This is a genomic window from Rheinheimera texasensis DSM 17496 (assembly GCF_000711985.1).
Lineage (GTDB): Bacteria > Pseudomonadota > Gammaproteobacteria > Enterobacterales > Alteromonadaceae > Pararheinheimera > Pararheinheimera texasensis.
On sequence record NZ_KL544005.1, the window covers coordinates 562,673 to 585,296 of the forward strand.

The following is a 22,624-nucleotide window of genomic DNA, read 5'->3' on the forward strand; positions in this document are numbered from 1 at the left end:
TGCAAACAAGATGACAAGGTTCACATCATGAGCTGTGCCCACCATTCCCAGCCCAAGCCCGCCGCTGAGGCCAATATCGACAGCTACGCCAGCTTTATCAGCATGGCCAATGCCCAATCGGAACCACAACGCTTGCTTTGGGTGCTGGCGCGGGCCGAATTGCCAAACGGCTATACCGAAACACAACACCAACACTTTCTGCAAGGCAACGGCGGTGCTTTGGAGCCGGTCCTTTGTGTCGACAAACTGCCGTCTGAGGTCGCGGATTTTGCCAGTTTAGTTGCGGAATCAGTGCAGACCGGCGTCGACTGGGATATCGCCTTCGTCGCCAGTATGTCCGGCCGGGCCGGCATTGCGCCGAATAGCGACGAAGCAATTCAGCCCCTGAGACTGATGCTTAATAAAATCCAGTCCGGCATTATTGCCGAGTTTCTGACCTTTAATAAACAAGGGGAGCTGGTCAGTCTGAGCTGAGCGTGCAGCTGCCGGCACACTAACCAGATCCAGACTCAAGGCGAAACTGCTGGGTGCGAATCGCGCAAAGTACCGCCTTTAGCGCACAAGGTTAGTACCCTTTGAAAATGGCGACTTTGACCGAAAAGCAGAATTCTGAAAGTCCGTAGGGGTAGAGCCTGTCCCTGCCCGCAATCCACGGAGTTCGACTAATTCGGGTTGGCGCAATCATGTGACGACCTGACTACCCCTACGGATTTTTAAACGTCCGTAATTGACATAAACCTGCTATCCCGGCACCAAAGCTGCTTGGTCGCCAGCTCAACTCAATGTAACAAACACAAAGCAGCAATACACAGCTTCAGAAAACGCCTGGCGCCAGCTAATTTTGCGTCGGCGCCTGCTTCGTTTTTGCAATTTCCTGCAGCCATAACATGATTGCAGTAGGCAACAGGTTGTCTGGCTCGAGCGTGTCCAGAAAATTCTTCAATTGCAGACCCAGTTCAGTGTCGCCAATGATGGTCAGACGTCGTTGGAAAAACAAAGTATCGGGGTCCACCTGCTGGCTCAGCAATAACAACAGCTCGTTACTGTTTGCCCGAAATAACACCTCGCCTGTACATGGCTCGGCTGAAGAACCGGCCGCTGCCAGCCAGAACTGTCTTTGTGCATTAAGACCAAGGTCATAGTGCAATTGTAAATCCGGTACTTCAATACTCAGACGTTTGCCGCACAAAAAGTCGAGAGTGCCCTGTTGCGCAACTCTGCCAAATATCTGTCTCAGTGCCTGCTTTAATACGGTAGTTCGGATTGTTGCCGGAAGTCTTTGCTCTGTAGCTCTGAGCATAGCCAGGCCATATTGACGATGTTTCAACAGCCATCGCCCAACAACAGATTCCGGCGTCGGGATTTTCGGCAGCAAAAAATTGCCAACCTTAAACCCAAGGCATCGAACTACCTCTTTGGGTGTAAAACACCGATACCCGTTTTGCATCCGCCACCTCTGCAGCCGCGTCTTTATAATGGCGCCATAGTGCCAAATTCGCTGGCAAGTGCCCATAACAACAAAGAGGTAAACCTGCATGGATAGCTCACGAAGTCGCACATATACAGAGGCTCATGAATTACTAACCAAGGCAGTAACGAAGTCAGCCGCCCCATTACTTGAGCTACTGTGTCCGGCGGGCTCTATGCCAGCGCTAAAAGCAGCAATCCATGAGGGCGCGGACGCGGTTTATGTTGGCATCAATAATGATACCAATGCGCGGCATTTTGCCGGCTTAAACTTCACCCCAGAGCAACTAAAAGATGCCGTTCAATTTACTCATCAGGCCAAACGAAAGTTACACGTTGCTATCAATACCTTTGCTCATCCGGGCCAACTCATCCGATGGCAGCGTACGATAGACATCGCAGTAGCCGCCGGCGCTGACGTCCTGATCCTGGCTGATATTGCGCTGTTGGAGTACACACAAAACCGTTACCCAGATACAGAAGTACATCTGTCGGTGCAAGCCAGTGCGACAAATCTTGCCGCACTGGAGTTTTATCAACAGTTTGGCATCCGCCGCGCAGTGTTGCCCCGTGTTCTGACCTTGCAACAGGTTCGGGCCCTGGCACGTCAGACCACGCTGGAACTTGAAGTCTTTGCTTTTGGCAGCCTGTGTATTATGGCGGAGGGCCGTTGTTATTTGAGTTCATATCTGACCGGTGAGTCGCCCAATACCGCAGGGGCTTGTTCGCCAGCAGCGTTTGTAAGGTGGCAGGAGCAAGCAGGTCAATTAGAGTCCAGGTTAAACAATGTGTTGATTGACCGTTTCAACGTCGATGAAACTGCAGGCTACCCGACCCTCTGCAAAGGCAGGTTTGATGTCGATAGCGAACGCTATCATGTGCTGGAAGAACCCACCAGTCTCAATACTTTAGAGCTACTGCCACTGCTGCATCGTGAAGGTATAGCATCGCTGAAAATTGAAGGCCGGCAACGTAGCCCGGCTTATGTCCGGGCTCTTACGAAGGTCTGGCGGGCTGCGATTGATAACGTCAAAGCGGCACCAGACAAGTTTCAGACCCAAGAGAGCTGGCAAGCTGTGCTGACTGGGCTATCAGAAGGCAGTCAAACCACCTTGGGTGCTTATCACCGGCACTGGAAATAACCTCAAAAAACCGATTGTCTATTCATAGGAGCACATTGTGGTTGCATGTTTCGACCAAACTATGGTGCCAAAAGTCAGTGTCGGCCCCATTTTGTACTATTGGCCAAAACTTCAGCTTGAACAGTTTTATCAGCAAATCGCGGATAGCTCAGCGACTGTCGTTTATCTTGGCGAAACGGTCTGTAGCAAAAGACGTGAATTCAGCTTTGCCGACTATCTGCGTACTGCGCAAATGCTGCAGGAGGCTGGCAAGCAAGTCGTCTTATCCGGCCTGACATTATTGGAAAGCCAAGCTGACCTGCGCGCTCTGCAGCAGTTGACCACCCAGGGCCAGTTTATGGTCGAAGCCAATGATTTGGGGACAGCCCATTATCTATCCAGCCAGCAGCTGCCTTTTGTCGGTGGCGCAGCTCTCAGTCTGTATAACGAGCAAAGTGTGCTGAAACTGTGGCAACTGGGCATGCGACGCTGGGTGGTGCCGGTAGAATTATCCCGCGACTGGCTGCAGACCCTATTGTCCCAACCGGCACTGGATTCTATTCGTCAGCAGCTGGAAATTGAAGTTTTTGCTTATGGCCACCTGCCACTGGCCTGGTCCGGTCGCTGCTTTACCGCGCGCTCGGAAAACAGGCATAAAGATGATTGTCAGCTCTGTTGTATTAAATATCCAACCGGGCGGCTCAGTACCAGTCAGGAAGGACAACCATTGTTTGTGTTAAACGGTATTCAGACGCAGTCCGGGGCAAAATACAATTTGCAAAACGACCTGCATTCAATGCAGGGTCTAGTGAATTATGTCCGGCTGAGCCCTGACCCGGACGAATTTATGGCAAAACTAAGCCAGTTCAGTCATGGTGTTGCATCGCCCCTGCGGGCAAATGAAGTGAATGGCTACTGGCATCGTCTTGCCGGGTTTAACCAACACGGACCCAGTATTGAATGAGTCCTCAAGTTTTAACTGAATGAGCACCTCGAATTTATGAAAAACGGCAAGATACGGATTGGAATTCTAACGGTCAGTGACCGGGCCTCACAGGGGATTTACGACGACATCTCAGGTAAAGCAATTGAACAAACTCTCGCAGAATATTTAACTTGCTCTTGGGAAAAAGTTTACCGGCTTATCCCAGATGAACAGGCACTGATAGAACAGACACTGATTGAGCTGACGGATGAGGAGCAATGTTGCCTCGTGGTGACCACCGGCGGTACAGGCCCTGCCAAACGGGATGTCACGCCTGAAGCAACCGAGGCGGTCTGCGACCGGATGATGCCGGGTTTTGGTGAACTGATGCGTGCCGAATCCTTGAAATTTGTTCCCACTGCGATTTTATCCCGCCAAACGGCTGGCTTGCGCGGTCAGCGGTTGATTGTGAATTTACCAGGGAAACCCAGTGCTATTCGTCAGTGTCTCGATGCAGTGTTTCCAGCAATCCCATATTGCATTGACTTGATGGAAGGGCCTTATCTGGAGTGTAACCCGGCAATTATTAAAGTGTTCAGGCCAAAAGCCTGAGCACTATTTGCTTGTCTGCTGGTTTAACTACGTAAGCTAAATAGCCAAAAAAGAAGGATAAAGGTGATAAACCAAAATCCGCTCATTAATTGCCAGAACAACAACTTATTGTTCTTCTGCGCCTGAGTCACTTGCTGATGCAAAAATAATGGGTTGGGATGCTGTAAATCCTGCATCAGCTGACTGATATGCAAATATCGCTCGGATAAATCAAAGCTCACGCCTTTTTGCAAAGCGCGATCAAACCAAAGCGGGATCCTGCTGTTATGGTTACGCGCGCTTTGATAACGCAGGCGCTGATAGTCAGCTAATGAACTGCAATCTTCAACTTTATCACCGTATGGCAGACTGCCAGTAAACAGCTCATATGCAATAGTCGCCAGTGCATAGACATCGCCTTGTTCGCCGGAATTATGGCCATGCAGATAATGCGGATCTGAATAACAGGCAGTGCCAAGCGCCAGTTCCTGAGTTAATGGTGAATAGAGCTCGGCAAGACCGGGCACATAAGCGGAACCAAAATCGACAATCTTCAGCTGACCATCGCTTAAGCGCATAATATTGGCGGGTTTTAAGTCCTGATGAATGATTCCGAGCTGATGAAAAGCGCTAAGCGCCTCAGCAATTTGCCGCAACAGAGCGATAGCTATTGCAGGCCGCATTGGTTGTGGTTGAGTGGTCAGGTAACAATCGAGCGAATCACCGGGCAGATATTCCATCAGGTAATACAAAAAAGTACGGGGCCGTTGTTGCCGGAACACCCGAACCACGGCCGGGTGATCAATACGCAGACCGACCCACTCTTCACGGATAAAACGTTCAATATAAGCACTGTCGTCGGCAAAGTTTTGCGATGGTGTTTTCAGTACCATCTCTGTGTTATCCGCCAAATCACGGACCAGATATAAGTGGCTACGGGCGCTGGCAAATAAAGGCCTGAGTACCTCATAACCATCAACCTTCATACCCGGTTCCAGTGCCGGCAAAAACGGCAGCCGTGTCAGGCGATCGTTGTAATCGTCTAATGATTCATCAGGGAGTTGCCAGACTTTAGCCAGCACCACACTGATATTGTCGTCACTGTGTTGTGCTGCCTGCAATAAAGCATCAACTTGCTGCTGCAAGGACTGCGCAGCGAGCAGAATGCCGCTAATATCGGCGTCGGATACAAAATCACTGAGACCGTCCGAACACAGCAAAAACAAATCGCCAACTTCCAGTGGCAGCGAGCCGTGTTGCCACTGTACCTGTTCATCCATGCCTAGTGCCCGCCCCAAAAACTGACGGTTTTCGGAGAGTTTGGTCGTGTGATCTGTGCTGATTTGCCTTAGTTTGCCTGCTCGTAGCAAATACAGCCTGCTGTCACCGATATGAAACCAACGGGCCGTTGCTGATTTCAACACCAATCCGGTAAAAGTGCATAAGTGGCCGCGGTCATCTTGCTGATATTGATGTGAACGCTGATACAAAGTGCTGTTGATAGACGTCAGAACCGTTGCCGCACTGTGATCAGTGCTCCAGCTATCCGGCGTTTTGTAGTAGTCGGCAACAAAGCTTGTACAGGCGTATAGACTTGCGCTGGCTCCTGCCTCTGCAGAGCTGACTCCGTCTGCCAGCGCCAACGCAAATCCTTTATAAATTTGGGCATGCGCTGTGAGTTCAGGCGACAGGCAAATCGCATCCTCATTCGGTACTTTACCACCGGCAATACTGCTGCCTGTGGTTTCAATCAACAATTGCTGGCTGCTGGCTACCGCGCTCTGTGGCCAATTGGTTTGAACAGTAGGTTCCCACTCTGCCATACCTTCATTTGCCATCAACGTCGCTTTTTCCATCTCAACTGACCTGAATATGATGCACGTTGCCGTCTTCATCTACTTCGGTCAGATGGCCTTTTGGTTCTGCCAGGAACATCACAGAAACCAGACCAATCAAGGCGGTACCACCAATCATGTAGAAGAACGTTGCGTAATCAACGTAACTGAAAATTGTCAGATAGACGACAGCACCTACGTTACCGTACGCACCTGCCATCCCGGCAATTTGTCCGGTCATCCGACGCTTAATCAGCGGGACTATTGCAAATACTGCGCCCTCACCACCTTGTACAAAGAAACTGCAAGTCATGCACAGGATCACTGCGGCAGCAATTGGCCAGCTGCTATTGATAGTCCCCATCAGCAAATAACCAACTGCTAAACCACCAATCAACAACACCATACTTTTGCGACGGCCGAATTTATCAGAGAACCAGCCACCAAGCGGCCTCGAAACCAGATTCATAAAGGCATAACCTGAAGCCAGAAGACCTGCTGTTACGGGGGTCAGACTGCTAAATGTTTCGAGGAAGAACAATGGCAACATCGAAACAACAGCGAGCTCAGAACCGAAAGTAGTGAAATATGCCACGTCCAAAATGGCGACTTGCTTGAATGGATACTTTTCGTGCTCAGGCACACCTTTGCGCAAGTGCTCTGCATTGATCCGCCATACCTGATGGGTCTGGATAACAAACAGCACCACTAGTCCAATCCAAATCGCTTCCATGTAAGCTGTGCTGAACAGGTTGACGCCGGCAGGAGACATTTTCCAGGCCAACATCGCCAAAGCCAGATACATCGGGATGTTCATTATAATGAGTAACCATAAATCACCCCAGCTGGTTACTTCCATCGCGCCGGATTTTTTCGGTTTAAAATACACTGAGCCTTTTGGTGTATTGCGTGCAGCATAATAAAACACCAATGCGTAACCCATACTGAAGATACCAACGCTTGCCAGTGCATAGCGCCAACCTTCTGCGCCACCAAACATCAAAGCAATAGTCGGCAAGGTCATTGCGGCAGCAGCCGAGCCAAAATTGCCCCAGCCGCCGTAGATGCCTTCTGCGGTGCCCACCTGATGAGACGGGAACCATTCGCTGACTAAGCGAATGCCAATTACAAAGCCTGCGCCGACAAACCCCAATAAAAAGCGAAACAGCGCCAGACTTTCAAAAGAATTAGCAAAAGCAAAGCCTAGGCAGAAAATCGACGATAAAAACAGCAGTACACTGTACATAATGCGCGGGCCGAATTTATCGACCAGAATGCCAACCACAATCCGCGCCGGAATTGTCAGCGCCACGTTGAGAATCAACAATGCTTTGATCTGTGCATCGGTCAGACTTAATGCCTGCTTCAGATCTGCCAGAATTGGCGCGTGGTTAAACCACATGACAAAGGTCAGAAAGAACGCAAACCAGGTTAAGTGTAAAGTTTTAATCTTCGGGTCGGCAAAGTTCAGTAACTCAACTTTGCCAGCGCCCCCATGGGCGGTACTCGCCATAATGTCCTCCACTGGCATCCCAGTTATTTATAAATTCAGCATCACTTTAGGTAGCCTAATGGACATTTCCTTTGACCGACATCAAAGTATTTAACTGCTATCTTGTTGATTAATATCGAGTATACCTACAACTAGGTAGCCCCTACCCAACGGCAGACGCGGGGAAAAGCAGCAAAAACTACTCCTTTGGGGTTAGGTTGATTGCTCGCATTGTTAAAGATGGCAATTGCGGAGTACCTCTTTACTCAGACAGCGTATTGATACCGGTTGCGATAGCATTGCTACCATCAACTTTCAGACTGGGAAATAACATGACCAAGCTGCCGTGGCCTGTTGTGATTGCCGCCACTATGACTTTTGGCTGGTGTTTTGCTGTCTGGACCTGGTATGCCGCCGCAGGTTTGTTATTGCAGGACCAATGGCAACTCAGTGGCACTGAATTAGGCCTGTTATTGGCAAGCCCGATGTTATCTGGAGCATTATTGCGCCTGCCCGCAGGTATTCTGGCGGACCGGATTTGCCCACGCCAACTCTGGCAAATCTTGTTACTTCTGCAAACACCGCCACTTTTTCTGCTCAGTTACGTCGAAACCTTTACCGGCTATCTGTTTTGTGGGCTTTGGCTGGGCATCTCAGGTGTCAGCTTTACTCTCGGAACCCGCTATCTGACCCTGTTGGTGCCGCCGCAAAAAGCAGGTTTTGTGCTGGGAATTTTTGGCATTGGGAATGCCGGCGCCGCAATCTCGTTATTTGTTGCCAGCCATGTGGCGGACCAGGTCACTCTGTTATCAGACGCCGGCATCCTGCTCGGCTGGATTAATTTGCTGGCCTTAAGTTTATTCAGCTGGTTTTGTCCGCCGGTCAATCCGCTGTTGCATGCGACAGTTTTGCAGCAGCCTGTCGCGCAGGAACGAACCATTTCAGCTTGGCGAGATTTGTTTACTGACAGCCGGCTCTGGCGTTTTTCACTGTATTACTATTTTGTGTTTGGTTGTTTTCTGGCATTACTGCTGTGGTTACCGCATTACTACATGACGGCCTATCAGTTACCGATGTCACAAGCGCTAAGTTTCACCCTGTTTTTTGTCGCGACTTCCAGTATGGTCCGTGGGCTTGGCGGCTATCTCGCGCAACGATTTGGCAGCAGAACCATCAACTGGAGCGTGTTCTGGATTTGCCTGTGTTGTCTGTTTTTCTTAAGTTACCCGCCGACAGATTTAGTGATCCGCGGCATTGATAAGCAGGTTGCGCTGCACATTGAAATTAATGTGTGGCTATTCACTGCACTGTTATTTATCGTCGGCATCGCCCAGGGCTTAGGCCGTGCCAGCGTGTATAGTTTGTTATATCGCTATTACCCGCAACAATTTGGTGTTGCATCCGGCATGGTCTCCGCAATTGCAGCAACCGGCGGTTTCACACTCCCCATCCTGTTTGGCTTATCTCAGGACTTGCTAGGCATTTACAGCGGTTGTTTCATGCTGCTGTATGGTGTGCTGGCGCTTTGTATGATTTTGATGTTTTTTGCCAACCAACGTGAGCAATTTCAGCTGGCTCTCGCAAAAGCCCGCGCAGACAATTTTTTAGCCGACGACCATTAAATAGTTGTTGTATGAGGACTTTATGCAAATCACAGATCTGGCTCAGGAGCAGAAAATTCCAGTGTTACTGCGACTGGCATTTCGGCCATTATTTTTAGGCGCTGCGTTTTTTTCAGCGCTGGCTATTGCCTGGTGGGGCGCCATTCTCGCCGGTTGGGTCACTGTCAAACCTGCATTGCCTTTAGTGTTTTGGCACAGCCATGAAATGGTGTTCGGTTTTGGCAGTGCCGTTGTTGCCGGATTTTTGCTGACTGCGATGCAAAACTGGACCGGGCTGCGTGCACCACACGGCAAACCATTGGCCCTGTTAGTTGCCTGCTGGTTGTTGGCGCGACTGGCGAACGCAGCGCCGGTAGCAATGCCTTTACCAATGTTGATGTTGATTGATTTGAGCTTTTTACCATTGGCTGCCGGGTTACTGGCAAAACCATTGATTGCCGCCCGACAATATCGCAACTTATTTTTTATTCCGTTATTGCTGGTGTTAACCATCTGCAATGCTCTGATGTGGTTTGGACTTACACCGGGTTATGAACAGTTACAGAATCATGGGTCTACCAGTGCGGTTCTATTGATCACGCTGGTGATGGCGATTGTTGGCGGCCGCGTGCTACCGATGTTTACGGCCAACGGCACCCGCACCACGCGGGTTACCTCGCTGGTTTGGTTGGATCGGGCTGCACTTGGCTGCTGCTGGGCGGTATTTGGCTTTCACTTTTTCCATTTACAATCCTGGCTCCCCACCCAGGTACCTTTTTTATTGTGTACAGTCGCCGCAACGCTGCTGGCCGTGCGAGCGGCCCGCTGGAAAATCTGGATCACCTGGCGAGAGCCACTACTCTGGTCTTTACATCTGGCTTATTGGTGTATTCCTGCTGGATTAGCGCTATTCGCAGCGCGCTACGCAGGCTTTGCTGTGGCACAAAGTCTTGCACTCCATATGCTGACAGTTGGTGCCATGGGTGCGATGATTCTGTCTATGATGTCCAGAGTTTCATTGGGACATACCGGCCGGCAACTGAAAGTTTCACGCTGGATGCCACTGGCATTTGCTGCCATGATCGCCGCAGTGGTATGCCGCGTGTTGCTGCCGTTACAATCCACCCAGTGGTATCAGATCGGTTTGTTGTTATCAGCCGTTTGCTGGACGGTAGGATTTATACTGTTTCTGCTCTGTTACTGGAAAATTCTGACCAGCCCGCGTGCAGATGGACATCCGGGTTAAAATTGGCATCTCGGTTGGGTTGTTTAATCTGTTACTTACCGTGACAGCCAAGCAATTTTATTGATTGTAATAGCCACACCGACCACGTCTGCGCTAGCTTAGAGGCCATTAGTGCCAAGCAAGAAGGAATACCCGGTGAGTCAACAACATTGGGACGGCGTCTACAGCCGCAACAAGAGTGACAGTGTCAGTTGGTTTCAGCAGCAGGCAAGCATGTCGCTGGCGCTGATGCAACGCAGCAAACAACTAAAGACTAGCCGGGTCATCGATGTCGGTGCAGGTGCATCGGTACTAGCCGATAGTTTGCTGGCGGCAGGAGTCTGCGACCTGACCCTGGTGGATTTAGCTGACTCAGCATTGGCAACCACTAAACTGCGACTTGGTGATAGAGCGCAGCAGGTCCGCTGGCTGACCGGTGACATCCTGCAATTACCATTGCCTAACGCTGGTTACGATGTCTGGCATGACAGAGCCGTGTTTCATTTTATGACCAGCGCTGCACAGCGCAACGCCTATCTTGCCCAGCTGCAACAGGCGCTGGTGCCGGGCGGATTATTGGTCATTGGTACATTTGCCAGTGATGGCCCAGAAAAATGCAGTGGCTTGCCGGTTTGTCGCTATGATGAGCAAACCTTGACACAGCAATTTGCCAATGGCTTTAAGGCTCTTTCTATCGACTACGAAACCCATGTCACCCCATCAGGAAACACTCAGTCCTTTATCTGGGGCTGTTTCAAAAAAACAATTCAACTAACTACCCCTGAATGAGTATGTGCAAACCCAGCTTGATTTATATCAAGTTCTAACACTCAACCAAGCCGCAGACTGAGTCCAATTCTTCAACAGGAGTTTTAAGGATGCCTCATTTTGCCAAGCAAAAACCACTGGTGTATGCCTGTTCAGGCTGCTCAAACGTGGCACAACTGACTAATGATTTAGCGGTTGTACTGGACAGAGAAGGGATTGCCGAGATGTCTTGCATCGCGGGGATTGGCGGCAAAATCAAATCCTTGGTCAAAGTCGCGCAATCAGGGCGCCCTGTGCTGGCGCTTGATGGCTGTCCGCTCAATTGCGTGCGTCAGACGCTGTCGACTATTGACGTGATTCCTACCTGGCACATTGAAGTCACGTCTTTTGGTTATAAAAAATCGCGGCAACAAGATTGCAGCTTAAGCACGGCTTATGAATTACTGCAGTACATCCAGGGCGAATTGCTACCAGACAACCAAGTGGGCCTGCACTGAGCTCTGCAAAATTCACCGCGATTTATCGCAACCACAATTCTGTTGTTTTAAGATGCCGAAACTCTGCCACTGGCTTTGTAGTGCATCAAATATCTTGAGTTGGTGCCAGGGTAAATCCTGCGCACCCGACAGCCATAACATGGCCCATAGCGCTTGTTGCACGCCAATCAGTCCAACTACAGGCGCAAAAATCCCAGCCTCCAGACAGGTTAACTGTTGTTCGCCAAACAGGCGGGAAACACAACGATAACAAGGCCCGCTACCATCATTTTTGAAACAGCACAGCTGACCTTCGAAGCGGATAGCTGCTGCACTGATTAATGGTGTTTTTGTTTGTACACAGGCATCGTTGATTTGTTGGCGGATGACCAGATTATCTGTGCAATCGAGCACCAGGTCGTGGCGGCCAACCAAATCTGCTAACAGTTCTTCATCGGCAAACTGGCAAATCGCTTCGATGCGAATGTCCGGATTTTGCAGAGAAAGCCAATGCGCTGCTGTTTGTGCCTTCATTTTACCGATGTCTGCGTCTGTGTATAAAATCTGACGCTGCAAATTAGTGAGATCAATCGTATCGCCGTCCACCAGGGTTAACTGCCCGACACCACCGCTGCATAAATATGGCGCCGCCGCACAGCCCAAGCCCCCCATGCCGACCAGCAAGACTTTACTGTTCAGCAGTCGTTCCTGCCCATCTAAGTCGATTGCTGGCAGCATAATTTGCCTGCTATAACGGCGGGTTTGCTGCAAAGAATCCAGACTGTTCATTGTAGTAACCATGGCGTTATTCCTTATCCGATAAAGTAGTTGCAGCTCATTGTGTCTGCCTTTCACTATGCTTCGCAGACTGCTTGATACCGAGTTTCACCGCGAGCTTATGCAAATTACTGGGGTCCAGCGCTAACTTTCTGGCTGCCTCTGACCAATTCGCATCGCTAGCTTGTAACGCAGTCACAATCATCTCACGCTGAAAATGCGCAACTGCAGCCTTCAACCCTATGTCCGATGGCAGCTGGATAGCAGTTTCGGACACACTCTTACTACATTGGATAGCCGGCTCGGCAAGACTTTGGCTAAAAGCCGATGGTTCACTAAGCTCCAATAGTGGCGGCGTCAAAGTAATGATGTCCTGCCGGCTCGCACCTTGTGACAATGCTTTTAGTGCAGCCCGACTGATGCAGTGCTCTAATTCACGCACATTTCCGGGCCAATGGTACACCTCGAGCGCATGCGCGGCGCTGATGGATAAACGCAGTGCCCGCACGCCAAGCCGCACCCGGTTCAGCTCCAGGTAGTGGCCCGCTAGCAAGACGATATCGCCTTTCCGCTTACGAAGTGGTGGAATATGGATGGGATATACCGACAGCCGATGGAATAAATCAGCACGAAAATTACCGGCAGTAACTTCTGCGGCCAAATCACGGTTTGTGGCTGCCACAACTCTGACGTCCACCCGGCGGCAATCATCACTGCCCAAACGCTGAATGTCGCCGTTTTGCAGCACTCGCAACAGCTTGGCTTGCACGGACAAAGACAATTCACCTATTTCATCTAAGAATAATGTTCCGCCATCCGCATGCTCGAACTTACCAAGCCGGTCCTGCACTGCACCGGAAAAAGCACCTTTTTTGTGGCCGAACAACTCACTTTCAGCCAAGGTCTCTGGCAATGCGGCACAATTGACGTAAATCATCGCTTTTTGCTTTCGAGACGACTTTTGTAGCAGCCGTCGGGCAAACAGTTCTTTTCCCACGCCGGTCTCGCCAGATAACAACACCGGCAATTCGGTGCGGGCCACCATATCAAGCTCGGAAAGTACAGCTTTGAACTCAGTGCTTTGACCAATCAGCTCCTGAGGGGACTCAAGTTTACTGTCAAACGGCAAAGGTTGGTTAATACCTGCAATCCTTGCTTGTCGTAATTGGTTTTCCAGTTGACCAATCCGGATAATGGCTTCTACCAACAAAGAAAAGCGCTGCAACTCCAGCACCGTCAGCCGGCTGAAAGTCCCGGCACTGAGCGCATCAAGCGTCAACACTCCCCAACATTTCCCCTCAACATAGAGGGACACCCCCATACAATCGTGCACTGCTAAGGATTGGCCGGCATGAGATTCAACCAAGCCATCATAGGGATCCGGTAAACTGGAGTCAGGCGGAAAATGCACAATTTGCCGGGTGGCGACTAACTGCGCCAGACGTGGATGCTGAGACACTTCAAAGCGGCGACCCCGAACTTCTTCAACCAGACCGATAAATGCGACCGGCTTTAGTGTTTCTTGATCAAGCTGTAACAAAGCGACGGCATGACAGCCGAAGTGCATTTTAAGCGTGATAACCAGACGCTCCAGCCGCACCGCAACCGGCAATTCAGTGACTAAATCGGCTATCAAACTTTCATCCAGCATTTATCCAGTCATCCTATTGCTTAGCTATTACTCAGAGGGGGCTTACAGGGTCATTTATACCCAATCGGGTCATTCACACCATGACGATTCAGGGTTGATTTTACCCGACATAAACAAAACTCCATATAAATCAAAGGTGGTAGTTCTGGCCCAGATTTTGACTACATAAAGCGTCCGGCTGTGCTTTTGTAAAATGAAACCGGCCACGCTTTTTCAATTAGTTGCGGAGTAATGTCATGATCCATGCAAATCAAAGTCTTGGCCAGTTGGCGACCAGTATCCCGGGGGCCACCGGCGTTTTTCATCAATACAAACTCGACTTTTGTTGTGGCGGGTCCAGAACCCTGGCAGAAGTAGCTGCGGAACGGGGTTTGGATGCTACAGAAATCATCGCCAAACTCAGTGAACTCCAACAACAAATCACCAGCCGGGACTGGCGTGCTGCGAAACCAGCAGAGCTGGTACATCATATTTTACAACGCTTCCATGCAAAGCACCGCGAGCAATTACCCGAATTAATCCGGCTTGCCCGCCGGGTCGAGACCGTTCATGGCGACCATGCAGAATGTCCTACCGGCCTTGCGGAACATTTAAGTCATATGCAGCAAGAGCTGGAAAGCCATATGCTGAAAGAAGAACAAATTCTGTTTCCCATGTTGTGCAACGGATTTTATCCGGCTGGCCCCATCCATGTGATGCAGCATGAGCATTTACAACATGGTGACGCACTGGGCGATATGTTGAGACTTGCACATGAGCTGCAGTTGCCGGATGGTGCCTGTAATACTTGGACCGCTTTGTATCTGGGTCTGAATGAGCTCAAAGAAGATTTAATGGAACATATCCTGCTTGAAAATGAAATTCTGTTTGTTGAGCCGGCGACCCAAAAAGGCAGTTGCTGTGGTTCCTGCCAATAAGTTACTGCGTTAATCTGATGGCATCGAACTCATGCCTTTACAACAATCTTGGTGCGTTCCCGCACCAAGATTGTACAAAAAACCGCTTTTTCTTATGCCCTCCCTCATACCTGAGAATTAAAATTTCCTAATTATTCATATATTTAATTCATCATTACCTTACTGGCATAAAAACTGAATAGATAAACAGCCAGCAAAGTTCTGGCGTATAAAAGAGTTCACAGCAAAGACGCTGATAGGCCCGCACGACGGCAGCCATCGGCGTTTTTTTTTGCCTGTGAATTCTTCTGACAAAAACCGGAGGCATGATTTGAAACAAATAATGAAAAAAACGACTCTGTGGATAAGCGGCATCTTGTTGACTTTGCCCCTGTCCGGCATCAGTGCGGAAGCTGAAAAACAGCAGCTTAAACTGGGATTTGTCAAACTCACCGATATGGCACCACTGGCGGTGGCTCTAGAACACGGTTTTTTCGACGATGAAGGATTGTCCGTCCAACTGGAAGCACAACCAAACTGGAAAGTATTGCAAGACCGGGTACTGGATGGTCAGTTAGATGCGGCCCACATGCTGGCCGGCCAGGTGCTGGCCAGTCAGGCAGGTATGACTGGCACAGAAAAATTGCAAACAGCACTGGTGCTGGATCTGCACGGCAATGCCTGTACGCTCAGCACACAAATCTGGCAACAACTTTCTGCCAAAGCAAAACCACAAATCCCGCTGGATGCCAAAGCGCTGCAAAGTATTCCAACCCAGCTTAAATTCGGCATGGTGTTTCCGGTCTCAAGCCACAATTATGAGCTGCGTTACTGGCTGGCAGCCGGTGGTTTGCATCCCGGATTTTATGCGCCTAAAACCGGCGATAATTCTGGCCAACTGGATGCTGATGTATTGATCTCAGTAGTGCCGCCGCCGCAAATGCCGGCAGCGCTCGAATCAGGAACGGTCGCAGGGTTTTGTGTCGGTGAACCCTGGAATCAACAAGCGGCGGCCCGCAAACTCGGCGTCCCGGTGATTAGCAATAGTGATATTCGCGGCTTTATGGCGGAAAAGGTGCTTGGCGTTAACAGCCGTTGGGCCGCAAAGCACCCGGTCACGCATCTGAAGTTAGTCAAAGCCTTAATCCGCGCAGGCGCCTGGCTGGATGAACAGGACAATAGAAACCGTTCTGAGGCTGCACAGATAATCTCCGCCGCGCACTATGTCGGTGCGGATGCCGCCATCATCAAACGTAGCATGACCGGCGAATTTGAATTCGCACCAGGCGATATCCGTAAAGCACCTGATTTTAATGTGTTTTTTCGTTACCACGCCACCTATCCCTTCTATTCCGATGCGATATGGTATCTGACGCAAATGCGCCGCTGGGGCCAGCTGAGCGAAGCCAAGGCGGACAGCTGGTATCAGGCCACCGCAAAAGCCGCTTTTGACACCGCTTTGTACCAACAAGCTGCAAAAACGTTGATCACTGAAGGCAAATTCAACACCTCGGATTTCCCTGACTTTACCAAGGAGACAGGGATTAAAGCGCCGGAGCGCTACAAATTTGCCGACAACAAAGCCTTTGATGCCAATAGACCGAATCAGTACCTGCAGCAATTTGATATTGGTTACAAGGACTAACAGATGATTATTCAATTGAAAAACCCAATGCCATCCAGCGCTATTGCCAGCTGGCAGCCAAAACTACGGGAACTCTTACGTCAGGGCAGCCTGACACTGGCCGGCCTTGCCATCTTTGTCTTGTGCTGGGCGGCTTTAGCGGAAAATTTGCAGACATCATTGGGGCAGTTTCCTGGGCCCACTGCAGTCGCCATTCAGTTCAAAGCATTGGTGGCTGAGCATCAAACAGAAAAAAGCCGGGAGGAGCTGTTTTATCAGCGCCAGCAGGAGCGTCTGGAGAAAAACCCAGAGGCGGTGAGTCGGCCTTATAGTGGTCGCCCCACCTTTTTCAGTCAAATTCAGACCAGCCTACAAACGGTGTTGAGCGGGTTTTTGCTCGCCAGTCTGTTTGCAATTCCGGCAGGTGTGCTGATTGGTTTAAGTCCGCTCAGCTACAGTGCTGCCAACCCGCTCATCCAGTTGCTGAAACCAATATCACCGCTGGCCTGGTTGCCCCTCATTACTATTGTGGTCAGCGCCAGTTATCCGGCAGACGGGTTACTGAGCCGTTCCTATCTCGTGTCGGCCCTAACGGTAGCGCTCTGTTCGTTATGGCCCACACTCATCAACACCATTGTGGGTGTATCGCAGGTTCCGGCAGATTTACAAAACGTCAGCAAAGTGTTGCGGCTCAACTGGTTTCGCCATGTGCGCGCAATTGTGTTGCCCTCTGCTGTACCGATGATTTTTACCGGTTTACGCCTGTCGCTGGGCATCGCCTGGATGGTGCTGATTGCGGCAGAGATGCTGGCGCAGAACCCAGGCCTCGGCAAATTCGTTTGGGATGAATTCCAAAACGGTTCCAGTGACTCGCTTGCGCGCATTTGTGTCGCTGTCGCAGTGATTGGTTTGATTGGTTTACTGCTGGACAGGCTGATGCTCAGCCTGCAAAAAGCAGTCAGCTGGGATAAAAGTGTGCAGCTGCGCTGATCCGTCAGTGCGCAGTGGCCAAGGTTTAAAAGAGGAATTGTCATGCAAAAACATCTGGAACTCAGTCAGGTTGGCATTAGTTTTCCAACGCCAAAAGGCCCTTTTGTCGCGCTACAGAATGTAAATCTGAGCATCGCCAAAGGCGAAATAATTAGCCTGATTGGCCACTCCGGCTGCGGCAAATCGACTGTGCTCAATATCATTGCGGGTTTGTTAAAAGCAACCGAGGGTGGCGTGATTTTAAATCACAAAGAAGTCAACGAACCGGGGCCGGAACGCGCTGTGGTGTTCCAGCACCATTCGTTATTACCCTGGCTGTCAGTCTATGAGAATGTCGCTTTGGCAGTGCGTCAGGTGTTTGCCGGCAAAATGACCAAAAGTCAAATGCAGGACTGGATTGAGCACAATCTGGCACTGGTGCAGATGAGCCACGCCCGCGATAAAAAGCCGGCGGAAATTTCCGGTGGCATGAAGCAACGGGTTGGCATCGCCCGCGCTTTGGCGATGCAACCGCAAGTCCTGCTGATGGATGAACCTTTTGGCGCGCTGGACGCACTGACCCGCGCCCACCTGCAAGACAGCGTACAACAAATTCAGGCTGAACTCGGCAACACTGTCATTTTAATTACCCACGATGTCGATGAAGCCGTGCTGCTGTCAGACCGTATCGTAATGATGACCAATGGCCCGGCGGCAACGGTTGGCGAAGTGCTGCAGATTGATTTGCCGCGCCCACGTGACCGGCTGGCCTTAGCAGATTGCCCGAAATACAACCACTACCGGCACCAAGTGTTAAGTTTCCTGTATGAAAAGCAACGCAAAGTGGAGCCACTACCCGTTGCTTCAGCAAAAGCCAGCCAGGACAAACGACTCGTCAAAGATGAGGTGCGTGCATGACGGCGCACAGCCACAATTCAAGTGCCTATGACCTGGTCATTATTGGCTTTGGTATGGCTAGCCACCGGCTGTTACAAGAGCTTGGGCAGCTGTCACAGGCGTCCAAACGTATTCTGGTGCTGGGGGAAGAGTCATTACCGGCTTATAACCGGGTATTGCTGCCACAGCTAATCGAAGATTGCAGTACCGATATATCTCTGCCTGCGCTTAACTTTGGTCAAAACATAGTCACTGTGTTGTCAGATGAAAAGGTTGTTAGCATTAGTCGACAGACGCAACAGTTGCACACGAAGTCAGGCAAATGTTTTGTGTACCGGCAATTGGTGTTTGCCACCGGCTCTGCTCCTGTGTTTCCAGATTTTTGCAAGGAGCAAGACATCGCAGGCAGCGGAATGTACGGACGCATGTTGGCACTGCGACACACTGGCGATGTGGCAAAGATCAGCGAATTCCCAGCTGGCAGCCATATCGTTATTCAGGGCGGTGGCTTTATTGCACTGGAAACTGCCGCAGCACTCAGTGCGCATTATCGGGTGTCTGTTTGTCACCGCGGTCCGTATTTAATGAACCGGCTTTTGGATGAAACCGCCTCACTGTTGTTACAAGCGTCCTTAGAACTGCGGGGTATTGAGGTCTTACTGCAAACCGAGATTAACGGGGCCAAAGCAAGTCCGGATAAACTGCAGTTAGCTGTATCCGGGCCTGCCGGAGTGCGCGCTGTAACCGCTGATTTGCTCATCGCAGCGCTTGGCGTACAACCACGTTGTGAACTGGCGAAGCTGGCCGGCATCAACACCAACCGGGGCATTCTGGTAAACCACCAGATGCAAAGCAGTGACCCTGATATCTTTGCCATCGGAGAATGCGCAGAGTGTAACGGCGAAACGGTAGGCTTAGTCGCGCCGGTGTACCAGCAGGCGGTTGTGCTGGCACAAGTGCTGACACGACCAGTTCTATCCGACCAGAATCATGCGCGGTATCAAGCCAAAACCAGCGCAACAAATCTAAAAATCAGTGGTCTTGCGATTAGCACTGTCGGTGACATTGGTGCACTGCTTAAAAATACTAATCCCGCATTAACCAGTTTGGTATATCAAGACCAGCAACAAGGTGATTATCGGCGAATTTGGCTGCTCAATGGCCAGTTGCAAGGCGCAGTTTTATGTGGGGATATCAGCCTCATTCAGCACTATCAACAACTGATGAACGTACCGCAGACTACAGGCCCTGCAGCTGAACCAGAGGACTGGCTGAATACGTGGTTGTTTCAGGTTGCTTGATTCGAATCCAACGTTCTGTCAGCCCATTCTGTCTCCTGCTGCACTTTTGTTGCATGCTTGCTTCGCTTTCGCTATTCACGCTTCAGATTTTCAGCATTGGCGTATGCTGTAATAATTGCCTGATTTCAGGTAAACAAGAGCCACAGCCGGTGCCGCATTGAAGCTGCTCGCCGAGACGCCGCGTGCAGCTCGCACCGCTTTTGATTGCCTGTTGGATACTCTGCTGCCTGACCTGAAAACAACTACAGACCAGCGCTGAACAATCCCCGGCTTCCAGCGGCGCACCGCGTAATAACTGACGCCTGGTGGTTGCAGTGAGCCGCTTGGCAAAACATTGGTCAAGCCAGGCGCGATCCAGCGCTGGCAATGTCGGGCCGGCATAGAGCAAGGCTTGTAACTGATCGTCCTGCACATAAGCCTGGCGCCAATGCTGCGGTGCCTGTGCCTGGATTTGTTCTGGTTGTGCGCCTGTTGCAGGCTGTTGAATAGCAGAAATTAACTGGTGACTGATTAAACTGATGAGTTGCCCCAGGGCAGTAACCGGCACTGTCAGGGCCATTCTGTATTCAGTCATATTGGCATGGGGCACAGTCACGACATAATTGCAAAGCCCCTGCAGCTGAGGCAGTAAGTCAGTCTGTCGGCTAAACATCACCAGCTCGGCACTGACAACCAGCTTTTTCAGCTGCACCTTGCCTTGTTTAAAGGCCGGCTGGCGGGAGATTGGGTCCCGGCAGTCATCGTAGAGCACGTCACAACGCGACAAAAATCCAAACTGACCACTCCAGTGCATCGGGACAAACAATTCGCCGCAACGCTGAGCATCGGTCAACTGGGCACGGCCACGAAAAATGCCCAATACGTTCGACAACTCTACCAAATCACCGTTTTTGAGCTGATGGTGCCGGGCGTCATGGGGATGAATGGCAATAAAGGGCTCACTTTGATGTTGCATCAACGCAGCAACCCGCCCGGTCCGGGTCATGGTATGCCATTGATCGCGGATCCGGCCGCTATTGAGCACAAAGTCGCCGCCTTGGCCTGGCAAAACCTCCTGCCCCGATAACGGCACCAGCTTTGCTTTACGATCTGTCGTATAAAACTGACCATCGGCAAACAAGCGGGCACTGTCACAGCCTACCTGCGGCAATGGCCATTGTTGTGGTTGCCAGGCATCATAAGCTGCGTCAGACATGGTACGGCACGCATTTAAATCCAGCGCACGCCGGCCGTTGTTGCATAAAGTGGTTAAGGCCGCATGTTCGCGGAAAATTTGTGCCGGCTTCTGGTAGTTAAAACCATGGTCAAATCCCAGCGCTTTGGCGACATCACAAACAATCTGCCAGTCCGCTCGTGCCTCTCCGGGGGCTGGCAAAAAAGCGCGCTGGCGTGAGATGCGCCGCTCGGAATTGGTTACCGTGCCATCTTTTTCAGCAAAGCCCAGCGCCGGAAATACAATATCAGCCAGGGCGACCGTATCCGTGTCCTGATAAATATCGGAGACCAAAACCAGCTCGCAGCGCTGCAACGCCTGCTTCACCAAATCAGCCTGCGGCATGCTGACCACCGGATTGGTAGCCATGATCCATACCGCTTTAATTTCACCGCGGCCAATAGCCGCAAACAAATCGACAGCGGTATAACCGCCTTGTTGCACCAAAGCTGGCGCACGCCAAAACTGTTGCAGTGCTTGCCACTCGGCATCCGGGGTGTGGGTAATGCCGGCTAGCTCAGATGGAAAACGCAAATGACCGGCCAGTTGATTGGCCAGTGCGCCCACTTCCCGGCCCCCCATTGCATTGGGCTGGCCCGTCACCGACAGCGGACAGGCGCCGGGTTTGCCGATACGGCCCGTGGCTAGATGAACGTTGATGATGGCGTTGACTTTGTCAGTACCATTGGTGGCCTGATTGACCCCTTGCGAAAATACAGTCACGGTGCGGGCTGTTGCGCCAAACCACTGAAAAAACGTCGTTAAATCGGATACTGGCACATCACAATAGTCAGCCAGTTGCGCGATGTCCTGCCAACACTGAGCTGCCTCCAGCGTTTGCGCCAGGCCAGTACAATGCTGCCGGGTAAAATCAGCATCGAGCTGATCTTGCCGGGCGAGATAGGCCAGCAGACCACTAAACAAGGCGACATCTGTGCCCGGCCTTATTGGCAAAAATAAATCAGCAGATTCAGCGGTCGCCGTGCGCCGTGGATCAATCACCACGATTTTTTTATCCGGGCTTGCAGCTTTTGCTGCCAGCAGACGCTGAAAAAGCACCGGATGTGCCCAAGCCAGGTTGCTGCCAACCAGCACGGTCAGGTCGGCCAGCTCCAGGTCCTCATAACAGCCAGGCACAACATCTTCGCCAAAGGCTCTTTTGTGTCCCGCCACGGTAGAAGCCATACACAATCGGGAGTTAGTATCCAAATGGCTACTACCGATAAAGCCCTTCAGCAACTTATTTGCGACATAATAATCTTCGGTGAGTAGCTGACCACTTAAATACATCGCCACACTACCCGGACCATGCTCAGTAATAATTTTTTGCAGCCGGCTCGCTGCTGCTGCCAGCGCCAACGGCCAGTCAGCCGGCATTCCGTCTACCATCGGCTGCAATAATCTCCCTGTTGGATGCAGGGTTTCAGCCAGTGCAGCGCCTTTGACACACAACCTGCCGAAATTAGCCGGATGAACAACATCGCCGGCAATAGTTGCGGTCCCCTTCCTATTGATGATCCCGCAGCCGACGCCACAATATGGACAGGTGCTGTGGGTATTTTCAGGCGACTGATACTGCATGGGCTGCTCCAAAACAAAAAAGGCGCCGCGACCGACAATTATGTCGGCACAGGCGCCTTTACCAGAATATGAATGTCCCTCTTCGCAGCATTTCTGATGCCAGTTGTTAAGTGATTGATTTGTATAGAAGTGATCGAGAGCTTTGCTGAGCACGTGGTTCAGGCTGGTGCAGCGTTGCCCCATTTTTGTACATCTGGCGCACGGAGCCGAAAAC

Annotated in this window: 19 protein-coding genes; 13 read left to right on the forward strand and 6 right to left on the reverse strand. The window is 50.9% G+C overall.

The genetic code is table 11. From position 1 onward, the window contains the following. Positions 1 to 27 precede the first annotated feature (27 nt). On the forward strand, positions 28 to 474 hold the full coding sequence (locus Q399_RS0113030; RefSeq protein ID WP_211253323.1) for a ribonucleotide reductase subunit alpha: 447 nt from the start codon (positions 28 to 30) through the stop codon (positions 472 to 474). A gap of 361 nt (positions 475 to 835) precedes the next feature. Here Q399_RS0113030 and ubiT read toward each other — a convergent pair whose 3' ends face one another. Continuing rightward, positions 836 to 1,327, reverse strand: coding sequence for a ubiquinone anaerobic biosynthesis accessory factor UbiT (gene ubiT / locus Q399_RS21935; protein WP_157836294.1), 492 nt, complete (start codon positions 1,325 to 1,327; stop codon positions 836 to 838). 298 nt (positions 1,328 to 1,625) lie between these two features. Between ubiT and ubiU the strand changes: the two genes are divergently transcribed. From ubiU to mog, 3 genes are read left to right on the forward strand one after another with little or no spacing between them, the layout of a single operon-like run. Further along, the gene (ubiU, locus tag Q399_RS0113040; RefSeq protein WP_422784852.1) at positions 1,626 to 2,609 is read left to right on the forward strand and encodes a ubiquinone anaerobic biosynthesis protein UbiU; all 984 of its coding nucleotides are present in this window, start codon (positions 1,626 to 1,628) and stop codon (positions 2,607 to 2,609) included. Positions 2,610 to 2,646: 37 nt separating this feature from the next. Beyond that, the gene (locus Q399_RS0113045) at positions 2,647 to 3,552 is read left to right on the forward strand and encodes a U32 family peptidase (RefSeq protein ID WP_422784848.1); all 906 of its coding nucleotides are present in this window, start codon (positions 2,647 to 2,649) and stop codon (positions 3,550 to 3,552) included. 36 nt (positions 3,553 to 3,588) lie between these two features. After that, entirely contained in the window at positions 3,589 to 4,125 is a 537-nt protein-coding gene (gene mog / locus Q399_RS0113050) for a molybdopterin adenylyltransferase (RefSeq protein ID WP_031569124.1), read from the forward strand. Positions 4,126 to 4,148: 23 nt separating this feature from the next. On the opposite strand, the gene Q399_RS0113055 is transcribed toward mog, so the two are convergent. After that, the gene (locus Q399_RS0113055; protein WP_245612889.1) at positions 4,149 to 5,960 is read right to left on the reverse strand and encodes a bifunctional protein-serine/threonine kinase/phosphatase; all 1,812 of its coding nucleotides are present in this window, start codon (positions 5,958 to 5,960) and stop codon (positions 4,149 to 4,151) included. Between the two features lies 1 nt (position 5,961). Further along, a complete protein-coding gene (locus Q399_RS0113060; protein ID WP_031569129.1) occupies positions 5,962 to 7,452 on the reverse strand; it encodes a NarK family nitrate/nitrite MFS transporter in 1,491 nt (496 codons plus the stop codon). A 311-nt stretch (positions 7,453 to 7,763) separates the two neighbouring features. On the opposite strand from Q399_RS0113060, the gene Q399_RS0113065 reads away from it, so the two are divergent. The 4 genes from Q399_RS0113065 to Q399_RS0113080 all read left to right on the forward strand — a co-directional run bounded on the left by Q399_RS0113065 (position 7,764) and on the right by Q399_RS0113080 (position 11,522). Beyond that, on the forward strand, positions 7,764 to 9,053 hold the full coding sequence (locus Q399_RS0113065; protein ID WP_031569131.1) for an MFS transporter: 1,290 nt from the start codon (positions 7,764 to 7,766) through the stop codon (positions 9,051 to 9,053). Between the two features lie 22 nt (positions 9,054 to 9,075). Beyond that, complete coding sequence (locus tag Q399_RS0113070) at positions 9,076 to 10,278, forward strand: NnrS family protein (protein WP_031569132.1); 1,203 nt, start codon at positions 9,076 to 9,078, stop codon at positions 10,276 to 10,278. Positions 10,279 to 10,413: 135 nt separating this feature from the next. Then, entirely contained in the window at positions 10,414 to 11,046 is a 633-nt protein-coding gene (locus tag Q399_RS0113075; RefSeq protein ID WP_031569134.1) for a class I SAM-dependent methyltransferase, read from the forward strand. Positions 11,047 to 11,135: 89 nt separating this feature from the next. Then, positions 11,136 to 11,522, forward strand: a complete 387-nt coding sequence (locus Q399_RS0113080) for a putative zinc-binding protein (RefSeq protein ID WP_031569137.1) — start codon at positions 11,136 to 11,138, stop codon at positions 11,520 to 11,522. Positions 11,523 to 11,534: 12 nt separating this feature from the next. Here the strand turns inward: Q399_RS0113080 and Q399_RS0113085 are convergent, their stop codons facing one another. Continuing rightward, the gene (locus Q399_RS0113085; RefSeq protein ID WP_211253325.1) at positions 11,535 to 12,302 is read right to left on the reverse strand and encodes a HesA/MoeB/ThiF family protein; all 768 of its coding nucleotides are present in this window, start codon (positions 12,300 to 12,302) and stop codon (positions 11,535 to 11,537) included. Between the two features lie 34 nt (positions 12,303 to 12,336). Continuing rightward, positions 12,337 to 13,929, reverse strand: coding sequence for a nitric oxide reductase transcriptional regulator NorR (norR, locus tag Q399_RS0113090; protein WP_051685968.1), 1,593 nt, complete (start codon positions 13,927 to 13,929; stop codon positions 12,337 to 12,339). Between the two features lie 236 nt (positions 13,930 to 14,165). Here norR and ytfE point away from each other — a divergent pair, with 236 nt between their 5' ends. The 5 genes from ytfE (at position 14,166) to Q399_RS21605 (ending at position 19,616) form a co-directional block, all read left to right on the forward strand. Next, positions 14,166 to 14,846 carry an iron-sulfur cluster repair protein YtfE gene (gene ytfE, locus Q399_RS0113095; protein WP_031569144.1) on the forward strand — a complete coding sequence of 227 codons (681 nt, stop codon included), beginning with the start codon at positions 14,166 to 14,168 and terminating at the stop codon, positions 14,844 to 14,846. A gap of 322 nt (positions 14,847 to 15,168) precedes the next feature. Then, positions 15,169 to 16,470 (forward strand): CmpA/NrtA family ABC transporter substrate-binding protein, encoded by a 1,302-nt coding sequence (locus Q399_RS0113100; RefSeq protein WP_031569146.1) that lies wholly within the window; start codon positions 15,169 to 15,171, stop codon positions 16,468 to 16,470. 3 nt (positions 16,471 to 16,473) lie between these two features. Then, positions 16,474 to 17,439 (forward strand): ABC transporter permease, encoded by a 966-nt coding sequence (locus tag Q399_RS0113105; RefSeq protein ID WP_031569147.1) that lies wholly within the window; start codon positions 16,474 to 16,476, stop codon positions 17,437 to 17,439. A 42-nt stretch (positions 17,440 to 17,481) separates the two neighbouring features. Continuing rightward, positions 17,482 to 18,336, forward strand: a complete 855-nt coding sequence (locus Q399_RS0113110) for an ABC transporter ATP-binding protein (RefSeq protein ID WP_037046123.1) — start codon at positions 17,482 to 17,484, stop codon at positions 18,334 to 18,336. Then, positions 18,333 to 19,616, forward strand: a complete 1,284-nt coding sequence (locus tag Q399_RS21605) for an NAD(P)/FAD-dependent oxidoreductase (protein WP_051685969.1) — start codon at positions 18,333 to 18,335, stop codon at positions 19,614 to 19,616. The genes Q399_RS0113110 and Q399_RS21605 overlap by 4 nt, the downstream gene beginning before the upstream one ends. An 82-nt stretch (positions 19,617 to 19,698) precedes the next feature. On the opposite strand, the gene Q399_RS0113120 is transcribed toward Q399_RS21605, so the two are convergent. Then, positions 19,699 to 22,410, reverse strand: a complete 2,712-nt coding sequence (locus Q399_RS0113120) for a nitrate reductase (protein ID WP_031569152.1) — start codon at positions 22,408 to 22,410, stop codon at positions 19,699 to 19,701. Positions 22,411 to 22,624: the final 214 nt, after the last annotated feature.

Coding starts and splice junctions, on each gene's coding strand:
- Q399_RS0113030 (WP_211253323.1), top strand. CDS start 28: ATGAGCTGTGCCCACCATTCCCAGCCCAAGCCCGCCGCTGAGGCCAAT.
- mog (WP_031569124.1), top strand. CDS start 3,589: ATGAAAAACGGCAAGATACGGATTGGAATTCTAACGGTCAGTGACCGG.
- Q399_RS0113055 (WP_245612889.1), bottom strand. CDS start 5,960: ATGGAAAAAGCGACGTTGATGGCAAATGAAGGTATGGCAGAGTGGGAA.
- Q399_RS0113060 (WP_031569129.1), bottom strand. CDS start 7,452: ATGGCGAGTACCGCCCATGGGGGCGCTGGCAAAGTTGAGTTACTGAAC.
- Q399_RS0113065 (WP_031569131.1), top strand. CDS start 7,764: ATGACCAAGCTGCCGTGGCCTGTTGTGATTGCCGCCACTATGACTTTT.
- Q399_RS0113070 (WP_031569132.1), top strand. CDS start 9,076: ATGCAAATCACAGATCTGGCTCAGGAGCAGAAAATTCCAGTGTTACTG.
- Q399_RS0113080 (WP_031569137.1), top strand. CDS start 11,136: ATGCCTCATTTTGCCAAGCAAAAACCACTGGTGTATGCCTGTTCAGGC.
- Q399_RS0113085 (WP_211253325.1), bottom strand. CDS start 12,302: ATGGTTACTACAATGAACAGTCTGGATTCTTTGCAGCAAACCCGCCGT.
- norR (WP_051685968.1), bottom strand. CDS start 13,929: ATGCTGGATGAAAGTTTGATAGCCGATTTAGTCACTGAATTGCCGGTT.
- ytfE (WP_031569144.1), top strand. CDS start 14,166: ATGATCCATGCAAATCAAAGTCTTGGCCAGTTGGCGACCAGTATCCCG.
- Q399_RS0113100 (WP_031569146.1), top strand. CDS start 15,169: ATGAAAAAAACGACTCTGTGGATAAGCGGCATCTTGTTGACTTTGCCC.
- Q399_RS0113105 (WP_031569147.1), top strand. CDS start 16,474: ATGATTATTCAATTGAAAAACCCAATGCCATCCAGCGCTATTGCCAGC.
- Q399_RS0113110 (WP_037046123.1), top strand. CDS start 17,482: ATGCAAAAACATCTGGAACTCAGTCAGGTTGGCATTAGTTTTCCAACG.
- Q399_RS21605 (WP_051685969.1), top strand. CDS start 18,333: ATGACGGCGCACAGCCACAATTCAAGTGCCTATGACCTGGTCATTATT.
- Q399_RS0113120 (WP_031569152.1), bottom strand. CDS start 22,410: ATGCAGTATCAGTCGCCTGAAAATACCCACAGCACCTGTCCATATTGT.